Genomic DNA, 15,372 nt, shown 5'->3' with positions numbered 1-15,372 from the left:
ACTACCAAGGAGCCTCCCATGCCGCTACGCCCCACCCTCGCCCTGTGCGCCCTGCTCAGCCTGCCGCTGCTGGCCAGCGCCGACGACCAGGCGCCCAGCCCCGACCAGGTAATGTCCGAGCACAAGGCGGAGATCGACAACCGCCTGGCCGACATCGACTACAAGCGCAAACGCATCGTCGAAGCCAACATGAACCTCACCGGCAAGGAAGGCGAGGCATTCTGGCCGATCTACAACACCTACCGCAGCGAGGCCGAGAAGCTGAGCAAGCAGCACCTGGCGCTGATCCTCGACTACGCCAAGTCCTACAACACCGGCAAGGTCTCCGACAAAGACGCCAGCGCCCTGCTCAAGCGCGCCGAGAAGCTCCAGCAGCTGCGCCTGGACCTGCGCAACCGCTACATCGCGCGCATGGCCAAGGCCGTCTCGCCGACCCGCGCCATGCGCTTCCTGCAGATCGAGACGCAGCTCGACGCCATGGCCCTGCTGGACATGGCCAGCGAGATCCCGCTGGCCGAATGAGCCCGGCGCGGGACGCCTCAGTGCGCCTGCGCCATCTCCTGCAAACGCCGCCGGTACACCTCCGGCGGCACCCCGAACCAGCGCCGGAAGGCGCGATAGAACGGCGACAGCTCGGCGAAACCGCAGGTTCGCGCCACTTCGCGGATGGCCACGCCTTCGGCCAGCAGCTCGGTGGCGCGCTGGCGGCGCACTTCCTCGTGCAGTTCGCGAAAGCCGCTGCCCTGCCCGGCCAGGCTGCGCTGCAAGGCGCTGGCCGGCAGGCCCAGCAGCTCGGCGCAGGCCTGCAGGGTGCAGGGTTCGCGGCCCAGGCGGTGGGCCAGCAGGTAGCGCAGGCGGTTGAGCAGGTCGTTCTCCTGCAGGCGCTGCAGTTCTTCCTCCGCATAGCGGGTGAGCACGCCGTGCAAGGCGGCGTTGGCCGTGCGCGACGGGCGCCGCAGCAGGGCGCGCGGGAACAGCAGGGCGTCGTGTGCGCAGGCGAACCGCGGCGTCAGCCCGAACAGCCGGCGGTGCTCGGCCAGGCGCCGTGGCGCGGCATGGCGGAACTCGATGGCGGAACAGGCGAACTCGTCGTCGCTGACCGCCTTCAGCAACTTGATGAACAGCAGCAGCAGGCATTCCATCTGCTGGCGCAGCGGCGGGCAGTCGCGGTAGTGGATGTCGAGGACCAGCCGCGCCTGCTCGCCCTCCTCGCGCAACTGCGCGGCCAGGCCGCCGGAGAGGATGTGCTGGAAGCGCAGGAAGCTGTGCAGCGCCTGCTCCAGGTCGCGGCTGGCCAGCAGCAGATAGCCGACCACATCGAGCAGGCGCGGCTTCATCGCCTCGGCCAGGTGCAGGCCGATGTCCACGTCACCGCTCAGCTCCGGCAGCGCCGCCCAGAACAGCGGCACCTCGTCGTGCAGCAGGCGGCCGTCGGCGCTCACCGGCGCCAGGCGCACGCGCCGCAGCGCCTGGCGGTAGATGCGCGCCGGCTCCAACCCCAGGTTGGTAAGCGCCTCGTAGAGCAGGCGGCGCAGGGTGGCCGAATGGGTGAGTGGCGCGCTGGAGAGGGACATGTGGCCTCCTTTTGACCAAAGACTTTCAGCTTGCGCGCGTTTGGTCAATGAAAGCGCCCGGCGCGAATGCGCAGAATCCGCCCAGAACAACAAGGAGAGCCGCTACATGAAACGTACGTTGACCGTTCTTGCCGTGCTGGTGGCGGCCGCTGCCGCCGGGGGCGCCTGGTACCTGCATGGCAAGCAGCCGACCCGCGACGGCCTGGCCGGGCTGCCCGGCCTGCAGGCCGAGGTCGAGGTGCGCTACGACGAGCGTGGCGTGCCGCACATCCGTGCGCAGAACGAAAGCGACCTGTACCGCGCCCTGGGCTACGTGCACGCCCAGGACCGGCTGTTCCAGATGGAGATGCTGCGCCGCCTGGCCAAGGGCGAGCTGGCCGAGGTGCTGGGGCCCAAGCTGGTGGACACCGACCGCCTGTTCCGCACCCTGCGCCTGCGCGACCATGCCACCGAGTACGCCGCCCGCCAGGACCAGCAGTCGCCGGCCTGGAAAGCCCTGCAGGCTTACCTGGACGGCATCAACCAGTACCAGGCCAGCCACCCGAAGCCGCTGGAATTCGACGTGCTGGGCATTCCCAAGCGGCCCTTCACGGTGGAGGACACCCTCGCCGTGTCCGGCTACCTGGCCTACAGCTTCGCCGTGGCCCTGCGCACCGAGCCGGTGCTCACCTACATCCGCGACGACCTGGGCGCCGACTACCTGAAGGCCTTCGACCTGGCCTGGCACCCGGAGGGCGTGCTGCAGCGCCCCACCGCGCTGGCCGCCGGCGACTGGAAGGACCTCGGCGCCCTGGCGCAGATCAGCCAGCTGGCCCTGGAAGCCGCCGGCCTGCCGCAGTATGAGGGCAGCAACGCCTGGGTGGTTTCCGGCAGCCGCACGCGCAGTGGCCGGCCACTGCTGGCGGGCGACCCGCACATCCGCTTCGCCGCGCCCTCGGTGTGGTACGAGGCGCAGCTCAGCGCCCCCGGCTTCGAACTCTACGGCCACCACCAAGCCCTGGTGCCATTCGCCATGCTCGGCCACAACAAGGACTTCGGCTGGAGCCTGACCATGTTCCAGAACGACGACATGGACCTGGTGGCCGAGAAGACCAACCCGGCCAACCCCGAGCAGGTCTGGTACCACGGCCAGTGGGTGGACCTCGCGCGCGAGGAGCAGAGCATCGCGGTGAAGGGCCAGGCGCCGGTCAAGCTGGTGCTGCGCAGCTCGCCCCACGGGCCGATCGTCAACGACGCCCTGGGCGCCGCCTCGGGCAAGACGCCCATCGCCATGTGGTGGGGCTTCCTGCAGACCGAGAACCCGCTGCTGGACGCCTTCTACCACCTCGACCGCGCCGACACCCTGGACAAGGCCCGCGCCGCTGCCGCGCAGATCCACGCGCCGGGGCTCAACGTGGTCTGGGCCAACGCCCGCGGCGACATCGCCTGGTGGGCCTCGGCGCAACTGCCGAAGCGCCCGGCCGGCGTCGATCCGAACTTCATCCTCGACGGCAGCACCGCCGCGGCGGACAAGGACGGCTTCTACCCCTTCGTCGAGAACCCCCATGAAGAGAACCCGGCGCGCGGCTACATCGTCTCGGCCAACTTCCAGCCGGTGCCCGCCAACGGCCGGCCGGTGCCCGGCTACTACAACCTGGCCGACCGCGGCCAGCGCCTGGACCAGCACCTGGCCGACGCCTCGGTGAAGTGGGACCTGCAGAACAGCCAGGCACTGCAACTGGACACCGGCACCGACTACGGCCCGCGCACCCTGGCGCCGCTGCTGCCGAGCCTGCGCCAGGCCGCGGCCGGCGAGCAGGAGAAGGCGCTGGTGGAGCAGCTGGCGGCCTGGAAGGGCGACTACCCGCTGGATTCGCTTGCCGCCACCCTGTTCAGCCAGTTCCTCTACCAGCTGGCCTACGGCGCCATGCACGACGAGATGGGCGACGCCTTCTTCAACACCCTGCTGAACACCCGGGCGATAGATAGCGCCCTGCCGCGGCTGGCCGCCGACGACGCTTCGCCCTGGTGGGACGACCGCGCCACGGCGCAGAAGGAAAGCCGCGCGGACATCGTCAAGGCCGCCTGGCAGGCCAGCCTGAAGCACCTGCGCGACACCTTCGGCCAGGACCCGGCCAATTGGAAATGGGGCGCGGCGCACACCCTCACCCACGTGCACCCGCTGGGCATGCAGAAGCCGCTGGACCGCCTGTTCAACATCGGCCCCTTCGCCGCGCCGGGCGGCCACGAGGTGCCCAACAACCTCTCGGCGCCCATCGGCCCGGCGCCCTGGACCGTCACCTACGGGCCCTCGACGCGGCGCCTGGTGGACTTCGCCGACCCGACCCACGCCCTGGGCATCAACCCGGTGGGCCAGAGCGGCGTGCTCTTCGATGCGCACTACAAGGACCAGGCCGAGGACTACGTCGAAGGCCGCTACCACGCCGAGCATTTCGCGCCCGACGAGGTCGCCGCCAACAGCCACGGACTGCTCAGGCTGGTGCCGCAGGCCCGCTAGGCCGCGCCAGAAACGACGAACCCCGCATGATGCGGGGTTCGTCGTTTCCGTGAGAAGGGACTGCGGGAGGCGCCGAAGCTCCCTGGCGCGTTATTCCCCCTAGGGATAACTATTGGGGTGTTGTATTGGGCGCCACCTCCCGCCTGGGTGCTGTGGAAAGCACTGGCAAATTGCCCGGGATCACGGAGGCCGACCAAGCTGCGGGGAATAGCCGGCAACCGCCAACGGACACACTGAATAGTAGTTGGCAAATGCAGGGAAGTTGCGGCGATTAGCTGTCAGATTCTTCTGAGAAGACCGACTCTTCTTGCCCTACGGCATATGCCCGCCTCCCCCAAAAACATGGGCCACCCGAAGGTGGCCCATGGTTTTCGCAGGCACCGGCTGCAGCCGGCCGACAAGACGACGTCAGACGGTGGCCGGCGAACCTTTCTGCCAGTCGGTGGCCGTGGCTTCCATGGCCTCCTGGACGGCACGCTTGCGACGCTCCTCGGCCTGGCGTGTGAAGTACCAGGCGAAGAAGGTGAACAGCGAGACGGTCAGCAGAATCAGGCTGGCCACCGCGTTGATCTCCGGCTTCACGCCCAGGCGCACGGCGGAGAACACTTCCATCGGCAGGGTGGTGGAACCGGGGCCGGAGACGAAGCTGGCCAGCACCAGGTCGTCCAGCGACAGGGCGAAGGACATCATGCCGCCGGCCGCCAGCGAAGGCGCGATCATCGGGATGGTGATCAGCAGGAACACTTTCCAGGGCTTGGCGCCCAGGTCCATGGCCGCTTCCTCGATGGACAGGTCCAGTTCACGCAGGCGCGCCGACACCACCACCGCCACGTAGGACGAGCAGAAGCTGGTGTGGGCGATCCAGATGGTGACGATGCCGCGCTCCTGCGGCCAGCCGATCAGCTGGGCCATGGCCACGAACAGCAGCAGCAGCGACAGGCCGGTGATCACCTCGGGCATGACCAGCGGCGCGGTGACCATGCCGCCGAACAGCGTGCGGCCGCGGAAACGCGGGATGCGCGTCAGCACGAAGGCCGCCAGGGTGCCCAGGATCACCGAGGAGACCGCCGTGTACACGGCGATTTCCAGGGAGCGGAACACCGAGCTGATCAGCTGGGTGTTGTCCAGCAGGCCGACGTACCACTTCACCGACCAGCCGCCCCACACGGTCACCAGCTTGGAGCCGTTGAACGAGTAGATGACCAGGATGACCATCGGCACGTAGATGAACAGCAGGCCGACGATCAGCATGATGTTGGAGAAGGACCAACGCTTGTTCATACCTTGCCCTCCAGTTCTTTCGCCTGGTTCTTGTTGAACAGGATGATGGGCACGATGAGGATCGCCAGCATGACCACCGCCAGGGCGGACGCCACCGGCCAGTCACGGTTGTTGAAGAACTCCTGCCACAGCACCTTGCCGATCATCAGCGTCTCGGGGCCGCCGAGCAGTTCCGGGATGACGAACTCGCCCACCGCCGGGATGAACACCAGCATGCAGCCGGCGATGATGCCGTTCTTCGACAGCGGCACGGTGATCTTCCAGAAGCTGGTGAAGTTGCGCGCACCCAGGTCGGAAGCGGCCTCCAGCAGGCTCATGTCGTGCTTCACCAGGTTGGCGTACAGCGGCATCACCATGAACGGCAGGTACGAGTAGACGATACCGATGTACACCGCCAGGTTGGTGTTGAGGATGGTCAGCGGTTCGTTGATCACCCCCAGCCACATCAGGAAGCCGTTGAGCAGGCCGTTGTTGGACAGGATGCCCATCCAGGCGTACACGCGGATCAGGATCGCCGTCCAGGTCGGCATCATGATCAGCAGCAGCAGCACGGTCTGCATTTCCTTGCTGGCGCGGGCGATGGCGTAGGCCATCGGGTAGCCGATCAGCAGGCACAGGAAGGTGCTGATCGCCGCCATCTTCAGCGAGCCCAGGTAGGCGTCGATGTAGAGCGGGTCGTCCGTCAGCATCAGGTAGTTGCCGAGGTTCAGCACCAGTTGCAGGGTCTGGTCGGCGTACTGGAACACTTCGGTGTACGGCGGAATGGCCACGTCCGCTGCCGCCAGGCTGATCTTCAGCACGATGGCGAAGGGCAGCAGGAAGAACAGGAACAGCCAGATGAACGGCACACCGATCACGGCGTGCCGGCCACGCGGCAGGCGCTTCATGAGCGATTTGCTGATGTTCATGATTGCAGCACCACACCGCTGTCGTCGTACCAGCTGATGTACACCGGCTGGTCCCAGGTCGGGCGGGCCACGTGGCGCTCGGCGTTGGCCATGAAGGCCTGGACGATCATTCCCGAGGCCAGCTTGATGTAGTACACCGAGTGGCCGCCGAGGTAGGCGATGTCGTAGACGGTGCCCTGGGCCCAGTTGAAGCCTTCGTGCTCGAGGTTTTCCGGCTTCTGCGCGCTGACCATGACCTTCTCCGGACGCAGCGCGTAGGTGATGCGCTTGTCTTCGGCGCGGGTGCTGATGCCGTGGCCGATGTAGATCGGGTTTTCCAGCTGCGGGCAGGCGATCACCGCGTGGTCCTGCACGTCCTCGACCAGTTGGCCGTCGAACATGTTGACGTTGCCGATGAACTCGCAGATCAGGCGGCTGGCCGGGGTCTCGTAGATGTCCATCGGGCTGCCGATCTGCTCGATGCAGCCCAGGTGCATGATGGCGATGCGCTGGGCCATGGTCATGGCCTCTTCCTGGTCGTGGGTCACCATCACGCAGGTCACGCCCACGCGCTCGATGATCTCCACCAGTTCCAGCTGCATCTGCGAGCGCAGCTTCTTGTCCAGGGCGCCCATGGGCTCGTCGAGCAGCAGCAGCTTCGGCCGCTTGGCCAGCGAACGGGCCAGGGCCACGCGCTGGCGCTGACCGCCGGAGAGCTGGTGCGGCTTGCGCTTGGCGTACTGGGTCATCTGCACCAGCTTGAGCATTTCCTCGACGATCTTGTCGATCTCGGCCTTGGGCAGGCCGTCCTGCTTCAGGCCGAAGGCGATGTTCTGCGCAACCGACATGTGCGGGAACAACGCGTAGGACTGGAACATCATGTTGATCGGCCGCTCGTAGGGCGGCAGGTCGGTGATGTCCTGGCCATCCAGGAAGATGCGACCTTCGGTCGGCCGCTCGAAGCCGGCCAGCATGCGCAACAGGGTGGATTTACCGGAACCGGAACCGCCGAGCAATGCGAAGATTTCGCCCTTCTTGATGGTCAGGGAAACACTGTCCACCGCAAGGGTTTCGTCGAACTGCTTGGTGACCCGGTCGATTTTTACCAACACCTCTTTGGGCTGCTGGTCGCCCGCGAGGGCTTTCTTGTAGGCACCGGAGGCTATAGCCATTACCACAACTCCCAACTTTTTGGACGCCCGGCCCCCGCGGCCGGGCGTACTTGGATTACTTACCGGACTTGATCTTGGTCCAGGAACGGGTCATGAGGCGCAGGATCTTCGGCGGCAGCTCGTGCTGCACGAAGAGCTTGTCGAGCACTTCCTGAGGTGGGTAGACCTCGGGATTGTCGCGCACGGACTCATCCATGAATTCGCCAGCCTTGGGGTTCGGGTTGGCGTAACCGACGTAATCGCTGACCTTGGCGATCACCTCGGGCTTGAGCAGGTAGTTGATGAAGGCGTGGGCCTCTTTCGGGTTCGACGCATCCTTCGGAATGGCGAGGATGTCGAACCACAGGTTGGCACCTTCCTTCGGAATCGCATAGGCGATGTTGATGCCCTTGCCGGCTTCCTTGGCGCGGTTGGCCGCCTGGAACACGTCGCCGGAGAACCCGGCGGCGACGCAGATGTTGCCGTTGGCCAGGTCCGAGATGTACTTGGAGGAATGGAAGTAGGTGACGTACGGGCGAACCGCCATCAGCTTGGCCTCGGCCTTCTCGTAGTCGGCCGGGTTGGTGCTGTTGGGGTCCAGGCCCAGGTATTTGAGCACGGCCGGCATCATTTCGTCGCCCGAATCGAGGAAGGCGACGCCGCACTGGCTGAGCTTCTTCATGTTCTCGGGCTCGAAGAGCACGGCCCAGGAATCGATCTTGTCGACGCCGAGCACGGCCTTGACCTTGTCGACGTTGTAGCCGATGCCGTTGGTGCCCCACAGGTAGGGCACGCCGTAGAGGTTGCCCGGGTCGTTGGCCTCGAGCTGCTTCATCAGGTGCGGGTCGAGGTTCTTCCAGTTCGGCAGCTGGCTCTTGTCCAGCTTCTGGAAGGCGCCGGCCTTGATCTGGCGGCCGAGGAAGTGGTTGGACGGCACCACGATGTCGTAGCCGGTGCGGCCGGCCAGCAGCTTGCCCTCGAGGGTTTCGTTGGAATCGAAGACGTCGTACACCGGCTTGATGCCGGTTTCCTTCTCGAAATCGGCCAGGGTGGTCTCGCCGATGTAGTCGCTCCAGTTGTACACGTGGACGGTCGGCTGGGCCTGCGCCACGGCGGCGCCCAGGCCCAAGGTCGAGATGGCGGCGATCAGGGTATTGCGGAAGGGAATGCGCACACGTCGGTCCTCTCTGTTGTCATGAAGCTTCTTGGTGTTGGCGTTTACAGCTTGTCCGGGCCTTCCGTGGCGCGCGCGAGCGCTTCTGCAGCCCTAGCTGCAACCAGCGGTCATCCCACTGCAGATGATCCGTGCCTGCAGAACGGTGGCGGGCCTGCGACCGCCCCTCCACCGCCCTGCACCCGCCCGGCCGTTCGGGACGAACGACCGGGCCGGGCCGTCACTTGCCGGACTTGATGGTGGTCCAGCTGCGGGTCATCAGGCGCTGGACCTTCGCCGGCAGGTCCGGGAAGGCGTACAGCTTCTTCATGACCGCGTCGCTCGGGTAGATGCCCGGGTCGTTACGGATTTCCTCGTTCACCAGCGGCGTGGCCGCGGAGTTGGCGTTGGGGTAGGAAACGGTGTCGGAGATCTCGGCGATCACCTTCGGCTCGAGCAGGAAGTTGATCCACTTCAGGGCGCTTTCGGGGTTCTCGGCGTCCTTCGGAATGGCCACGGTGTCGAAGAAGGCGCCGGCGCCTTCCTTCGGAATGTGGTAGGCCACCTTCACGTTGTTCTTGGCTTCCACGGCGCGGGACTTGGCCTGGTAGATGTCGCCGGAGTAGCCGATGGCGACGCAGATGTTGCCGTTGGCCAGGTCCGAGATGTACTTGGAGGAGTGGAAGTAGGTGATGTACGGACGGATCTTCAGGAACAGGTCCTCGGCGGCCTTGATTTCCTTGGGATCCTGGCTGTCCGGCTTGTAACCCAGGTAGTGCAGGGCCGCGGGGATCATCTCGGTGGGCGAGTCGAGGAAGCTCACGCCGCACTGCTTCAGCTTCTGGATGTTCTCGGGCTTGAATACCAGGTCCCAGGAATCCACCGGGGCGCCGTCGCCCAGGGCGGCCTTGACCTTGTCCGGGTTGTAGCCGATGCCGATGGTGCCCCACATGTAGGGGATGGCGAACTTGTTGCCCGGGTCGCTGACCTCGAGGGTCTTCATGATGTCCGGGTTCAGGTTCTTCCAGTTCGGCAGCTTGTCGCGGTCCAGCGGCTGGTAGACGCCGGCCTTGATCTGCTTGGCCAGGAAGGAGTTCGAGGGAACCACCACGTCGTAGCCCGACTTGCCGGCCAGCAGCTTGGCTTCCAGCACTTCGTTGCTGTCGTAGACGTCGTAGACGACCTTGATGCCGGTGGCCTTGGTGAACTCGTCGACCGTGTTCGGGGCGATGTAGTCGGACCAGTTGTAAACGTGCAGTACCTTGTCATCGGCCTGTGCCATACCGGCCACAGCGCCCGCCAGAGTCACGGCGAGCAGGGTCTTGCCGAAGGTTTTGAACATGCGGGTAGCTCCAATTGTTTTTGATGTTCCAGGTGGCGTCGGCGGCTGCCCGCCTTCACCACCCGGTGAGCCTGGCCAACGCACAGGCGCAGTCTGTCAAAGGTCCGGTGAAAGACTCAAGACAGCGCTACGGCGGCGGTTTGATCGAGGCACTTGCGCGCCAGGGTGATCAACTCGTCGATCTCCGGCTTGGTGATGACCAGCGGCGGCGAAATAATCATAGTGTCTCCCACCGCACGCATGATCAGGCCGTTGCGGAAGCAGTGCTCGCGGCACAGCATCCCCACGCCGTTCTCGAAGCGCTCGCGGGTCTTCTTGTTCTTCACCAGCTCCAGCGCGCCCACCATGCCGACGCCACGGGCCTCGCCCACCAGCGGGTGGTCGGCCAGCTCCTGCCAGCGTTTCTGCAAGTAGGGTGCCGTTTCCGCCTTCACGGTCTCGACGATCTTCTCCTCGCGCAGGATGCGGATGTTCTCCAGGGCCACCGCCGCGGCTACCGGGTGACCAGAGTAAGTGAAGCCGTGGTAGAACTCGCCACCCTCATTCAGGGTATCGACGATCTCGTCGCGGACGATTACGCCGCCCATGGGGATGTAGCCGGAAGTCAGGCCCTTGGCGATCGGCATCAGGTCCGGGGCGTTGCCGTAGTACTGGCTGCCGAACCATTCGCCGGTACGGCCGAAGCCGCAGATGACTTCGTCGGCGATGAACAGGATTTCGTACTTGGCGAGGATTTCGCGGATCTTCGGCCAGTAGGTGTCCGGCGGAACGATCACGCCGCCGGCGCCCTGGATCGGCTCGGCGATGAAGGCGGCGACGTTCTCCTCGCCGACTTCGAGAATCTTCTTCTCCAGCTGCTCGGCGGCCCAGACGCCGAACTCTTCCGGCGACATGTCGCCGCCCTCGCCGTACCAGTAGGGCTGGGCGATGTGCACGATGCCCGGGATCGGCAGGTCGCCCTGGCTGTGCAGGGCCTTCATGCCGCCGAGGCTGACGCCGGCAACGGTGGAGCCGTGGTAGCCGTTCCAGCGGCCGATGACCACCTTCTTCTGCGGCTTGCCCTTGATGCTCCAGTAGTGGCGGACCATGCGCAGCACGGTGTCGTTGGACTCCGAGCCGGAACCGGTGAAGAACACGTGGTTCATGCCTTCGGGGGCGATGTCGGCGATGGCCTTGGCCAGCTCCAGCACCGGCGGGTGCGCGGTCTGGAAGAACAGGTTGTAGTAGGGCAGCTCGAGCATCTGCTTGTAGGCGACCTCGGCGAGCTCCTTGCGACCATAGCCGACGTTCATGCACCACAGGCCGGCCATGCCATCGAGGATCTTGTTGCCCTCGCTGTCCCACAGGTACACGCCTTCGGCCTTGGTGATGATGCGCGCACCCTTCTCGTTCAGCTGCTTGTAGTCGGTGAACGGAGCCAGGTGGTGTTCGCGGCTGAGCGCCTGCCAGTGTTGGGTCTGGGCGCTGGTCTGTTTCGTCATTTTGGTAAAACCTCTCTGTAATGAACACGGGGCCCGGCCGGCAGAGCCGGGCCCCACGCCGATCAGACGGACAGCAGGAGGAACTCCCGCTCCCAGGAACTGATCACCCGCTTGAAGTTCTCGTGCTCGGCACGTTTCACCGCGACGTAGGCGCGGATGAACTTGCTGCCCAGGTACTGTTCAAGGGTCTTGCTGCCTTCCATGGTTTCCAGTGCCGCCTCGATGGTCAGCGGCAGGCGCAGGTTACGTCGTTCGTAGCCGCGGCCCTTGACCTGGGCACTGGGTTTGATGCCTTCGACCATGCCGATGTAGCCGCACAGCAGGCTGGCGGCCAGCGCCAGGTACGGGTTGGCGTCGGCGCCGGCCAGGCGGTTTTCCACGCGGCGGTTCTCCGGGTTGGAGTCCGGCACGCGCAGGCCCACGGTGCGGTTCTCCTCGCCCCACTCGACGTTCACCGGCGCCGAGGTGTCGGGCAGGAAGCGGCGGAACGAGTTGACGTTCGGGGCGAACAGCGGCAGGGCCTCGGGGATGAAGCGCTGCAGGCCGCCGACGTGGTGCAGGAACAGCTCGCTCATGGTGCCGTCGGCATTGGAGAAGATGTTCTTGCCAGTCTTGAGGTCGACGATGCTCTGGTGCAGGTGCATGGCGCTGCCCGGCTCGCCGGTCATCGGCTTGGCCATGAAGGTCGCGGCCACGTTGTGCTTGAGCGCGGCCTCGCGCATGGTGCGCTTGAACACCAGGATCTGGTCGGCCAGGTCCAGGGCGTCGCCGTGACGGAAGTTGATTTCCATCTGCGCGGTGCCTTCCTCGTGGATCAGCGTATCCAGGTCCAGGCCCTGGGCCTCGCACCAGTCGTACATGTCCTCGAACAGCGGGTCGAATTCGTTCGCCGCGTCGATGGAGAAGGACTGGCGGCCGGTTTCCTGGCGCCCGGAACGGCCCACGGGGGCCTGCAGCGGGTAGTCGGGGTCGTCGCTGCGCTTGGTCAGGTAGAACTCCATCTCCGGCGCCACGATCGGCTTCCAGCCCTTGTCGGCGTAGAGCTTGAGCACGCGCTTGAGAATGTTGCGCGGCGACAGCTCGATGGGGTTGCCGAGCTTGTCGTAGGTGTCGTGGATGACCATCGCGGTGGGCTCGATGGCCCAGGGGACGAGGAACACGGCATTCTCGTCCGGGCGGCAGACCATATCGATGTCGGCCGGGTCCAGCAGGTCGTAGTAGATGTCGTCCTCGACGTAATCACCGGTCACGGTCTGCAGGAGCACGGACTCCGGCAGGCGCATGCCCTTCTCGTTGAGGAACTTGTTGGTCGGCGCGATCTTGCCCCGGGCAATCCCGGTCAGGTCGGCGATCAGACATTCCACTTCGGTGATCTTGCGTTCCTTCAGCCAGCTGGTCAGCTGGTCTAACTTGGTAGTCATAAAGACCTCAGGGTTTTGAGAGCCCGGCCCCAACCGCCGGACTCAACGTTGCCCCGCCCTCTTGCTGCAGGCTTTGCCGAATGCCTGGAAGATGGCGAGATAGTTGGGATTGGATCGGACCTGCCATTCGGGGTGCCACTGCACGCCGAGGGCGAAGGCCGTGGCGCCTTCTACGGAGAAGGCCTCGACCAACCCGTCAGGCGCCAGTGCTTCTACGCGAAGGCCCGGCGCCAGACGTGCAACGCCTTGGCCATGAATGGAATTGACCTGGATCTGCGCCGGCAAGCCGATGCCGGCGAGAATGCCGCCCGGCTGCACGTCGACGACGTGGCGCGGGGCGTACTGCACCTCGACCGGCTGGTTGGCCGGCTCGCGGTGGTCCATGAAGCCTGGAGTTTCGTGCACCTTCTGGTGCAGCGTGCCGCCTAGAGCCACGTTGATCTCCTGGAACCCGCGGCAGATGCCGAGCAACGGCACGCCGGCGGCGATCGCAGCGCGAATGAGCGGCAGTGTAGTAGCGTCACGGGCGATGTCATGCAAAGTGCCTGCATCGCTCTCGGGGCCACTATAATGATGGGGCTCGACGTTCGACGGTGATCCGGTGAACAGCAGCCCATCGAGGCTGGAGAGCAAGGTGTCCTGGTCAAGCGATTCGCCCAGGGCTGGAATGATCAGCGGTAGACCATTGGCCCCGGCCACCACGGCACTGACGTATTTGTCACCGACGGTATGGCTGGGTTTATGACCGACTTGCCTGACGCAGGCGGTCACGCCGATTAACGGCAGGCGAGACATGGGACACCCGTGTTTGTAAGTGTTATGGGTTGCGACCGAGCTTAGCGCTGTTCATTTTTTTACACAATAGCCCTGTAAAAAATTGCACACGCCTCTCTGCACACCCCATGGCAGCACGCTTTCACGGCCCCTGAGACAAGCCGAAATGCCCCAAAAATGGCCGCCTTGCACCATCAACGGGCAGGAAGTGGCGCTATTGACATCAACAGGCCTTTCGGATTGACTCACAGCCTAGCCCCCGCATGATTGATATTTTTAACAATAAAGGTGTTGCACCATGTCGGTACCCCCGAGTGCCGTTCCGCTCTCAGAAGCGACCGAGTTCCTCAAGGAACACCCCGAGGTCCAGTTCGTCGACCTCCTTATTGCAGATATGAATGGCGTGGTTCGCGGCAAGCGCATCGAGCGCACCAACCTGCCGAAAGTCTACGAGAAAGGCATCAACCTCCCCGCCTCGCTGTTCGCCCTCGACATCACCGGCTCCACCGTTGAAAGCACCGGCCTGGGCCTGGATATCGGCGACGCCGACCGTGTCTGCTATCCCATCCCCAACACCATCGCCATGGAACCCTGGCAGAAGCGTCCGACCGCGCAACTGCTGATGACCATGCATGAAATGGAAGGCGAGCCGTTCTTCGCCGACCCTCGTGAGGTACTGCGCCAGGTCATCCAGAAGTTCACCGACATCGGCCTGAGCATAGTCGCGGCCTTCGAGCTGGAGTTCTACCTGATCGACCAGGAGAACGTGAACGGCCGTCCGCAGCCGCCTCGTTCGCCGATCTCCGGCAAGCGCCCGCAATCGGTGCAGGTCTACTCCATCGACGACCTCGACGAGTACGCCGACTGCCTGCAGGACATCATCGACGGCGCCCGCGCCCAGGGCATCCCGGCCGACGCCATCGTCAAGGAGAGCGCCCCGGCGCAGTTCGAGGTCAACCTCCACCACGTCAACGACGCGCTGAAGGCCTGCGACTACGCGGTGCTGCTCAAGCGCCTGATCAAGAACGTGGCATACGACCACGAGATGGACTCGACCTTCATGGCCAAGCCCTACCCGGGCCAGGCCGGCAACGGTCTGCACGTCCACGTGTCGCTGCTGGACAAGGACGGCAAGAACATCTTCGCCAGCGAGGATCCCGAGCAGAACGCCGCGTTGCGTCACGCGATCGGCGGTGTGCTCGAGACCCTGCCCGCCTCCATGGCCTTCCTCTGCCCGAACGTCAACTCCTACCGCCGCTTCGGCTCGGCCTTCTTCGTGCCGAACGCGCCGAGCTGGGGCCTGGACAACCGCACCGTGTCGCTGCGCGTACCCACCGGCGCGCCGGAAGCGGTGCGCCTGGAACACCGCGTGGCCGGTGCCGACGCCAACCCCTACCTGCTGCTGGCCGCGGTCCTCGCCGGCGTCCACCACGGCCTGACCAACAAGGTCGAGCCGGGCGCGCCTATCGAAGGCAACGCCTACGAGCAGTTGGAGCAGAGCCTGCCGAACAACCTGCGCGACGCCCTGCGCGAGCTGGACGACAGCGACGTGATGAACAAGTACATCAGCCCCGAGTACATCGACATCTTCGTCGCGTGCAAGGAGCACGAGTTGCAGGAGTTCGAATATTCGATCTCCGACCTCGAGTACAACTGGTACCTGCACACCGTATAAGAAACACCCCAGGCGACGCCGGCCCCGCGCCGGCGTCCGTCTGACCGCCTTGCCCGCCGGGCGGGCGGCCCCGCCGCACCCTGCTCTGCCGCACCACGCTGCAACCAAGCCCCCGGGATGGCCGCCGGCCGTCCAT

At 65.1% G+C, this 15,372-nt stretch carries 12 protein-coding genes; 3 read left to right on the top strand and 9 right to left on the bottom strand.

Annotated elements, in window-relative coordinates; genetic code table 11:
- The first annotated feature begins 18 nt into the window (after nt 1-18).
- Entirely contained in the window at nt 19-522 is a 504-nt protein-coding gene (locus M8R19_RS17510; protein ID WP_064584833.1) for a hypothetical protein, read from the top strand.
- A gap of 17 nt (nt 523-539) precedes the next feature.
- Here M8R19_RS17510 and M8R19_RS17505 read toward each other — a convergent pair whose 3' ends face one another.
- The gene (locus tag M8R19_RS17505) at nt 540-1,574 is read right to left on the bottom strand and encodes an AraC family transcriptional regulator (RefSeq protein WP_116425147.1); all 1,035 of its coding nucleotides are present in this window, start codon (nt 1,572-1,574) and stop codon (nt 540-542) included.
- Between the two features lie 106 nt (nt 1,575-1,680).
- Between M8R19_RS17505 and M8R19_RS17500 the strand changes: the two genes are divergently transcribed.
- Nucleotides 1,681-4,071: a penicillin acylase family protein gene (locus M8R19_RS17500; RefSeq protein WP_249918440.1), complete on the top strand. Its 2,391-nt coding sequence runs from the start codon at nt 1,681-1,683 to the stop codon at nt 4,069-4,071.
- Between the two features lie 408 nt (nt 4,072-4,479).
- Here the strand turns inward: M8R19_RS17500 and M8R19_RS17495 are convergent, their stop codons facing one another.
- The 8 genes from M8R19_RS17495 to M8R19_RS17460 all read right to left on the bottom strand — a co-directional run bounded on the left by M8R19_RS17495 (nt 4,480) and on the right by M8R19_RS17460 (nt 13,582).
- Nucleotides 4,480-5,352, bottom strand: a complete 873-nt coding sequence (locus tag M8R19_RS17495) for an ABC transporter permease subunit (RefSeq protein ID WP_074980345.1) — start codon at nt 5,350-5,352, stop codon at nt 4,480-4,482.
- Complete coding sequence (locus M8R19_RS17490; RefSeq protein ID WP_173427895.1) at nt 5,349-6,230, bottom strand: ABC transporter permease subunit; 882 nt, start codon at nt 6,228-6,230, stop codon at nt 5,349-5,351. Before M8R19_RS17490 ends, M8R19_RS17495 begins: the two co-directional genes overlap by 4 nt.
- Before the next feature lie 26 nt (nt 6,231-6,256).
- Nucleotides 6,257-7,411, bottom strand: a complete 1,155-nt coding sequence (locus M8R19_RS17485) for an ABC transporter ATP-binding protein (protein ID WP_074980346.1) — start codon at nt 7,409-7,411, stop codon at nt 6,257-6,259.
- Nucleotides 7,412-7,466: 55 nt separating this feature from the next.
- Nucleotides 7,467-8,540, bottom strand: coding sequence for a polyamine ABC transporter substrate-binding protein (locus M8R19_RS17480; protein ID WP_245323049.1), 1,074 nt, complete (start codon nt 8,538-8,540; stop codon nt 7,467-7,469).
- 244 nt (nt 8,541-8,784) lie between these two features.
- The gene (locus tag M8R19_RS17475) at nt 8,785-9,885 is read right to left on the bottom strand and encodes a polyamine ABC transporter substrate-binding protein (RefSeq protein ID WP_074980348.1); all 1,101 of its coding nucleotides are present in this window, start codon (nt 9,883-9,885) and stop codon (nt 8,785-8,787) included.
- A gap of 116 nt (nt 9,886-10,001) precedes the next feature.
- The gene (locus M8R19_RS17470; RefSeq protein ID WP_074980349.1) at nt 10,002-11,366 is read right to left on the bottom strand and encodes an aspartate aminotransferase family protein; all 1,365 of its coding nucleotides are present in this window, start codon (nt 11,364-11,366) and stop codon (nt 10,002-10,004) included.
- Between the two features lie 62 nt (nt 11,367-11,428).
- Complete coding sequence (locus M8R19_RS17465) at nt 11,429-12,787, bottom strand: glutamine synthetase family protein (RefSeq protein WP_074980350.1); 1,359 nt, start codon at nt 12,785-12,787, stop codon at nt 11,429-11,431.
- Nucleotides 12,788-12,829: 42 nt separating this feature from the next.
- Nucleotides 12,830-13,582, bottom strand: a complete 753-nt coding sequence (locus M8R19_RS17460; RefSeq protein WP_074980351.1) for a gamma-glutamyl-gamma-aminobutyrate hydrolase family protein — start codon at nt 13,580-13,582, stop codon at nt 12,830-12,832.
- 277 nt (nt 13,583-13,859) lie between these two features.
- Between M8R19_RS17460 and M8R19_RS17455 the strand changes: the two genes are divergently transcribed.
- Entirely contained in the window at nt 13,860-15,236 is a 1,377-nt protein-coding gene (locus tag M8R19_RS17455) for a glutamine synthetase family protein (protein ID WP_074980352.1), read from the top strand.
- Nucleotides 15,237-15,372: the final 136 nt, after the last annotated feature.

The organism is Pseudomonas sp. R3.Fl, from assembly GCF_023516765.1.
GTDB classification, from domain to species: Bacteria; Pseudomonadota; Gammaproteobacteria; order Pseudomonadales; family Pseudomonadaceae; genus Pseudomonas; species Pseudomonas citronellolis.
This window is presented reverse-complemented; position numbering and strand designations above follow the sequence as displayed.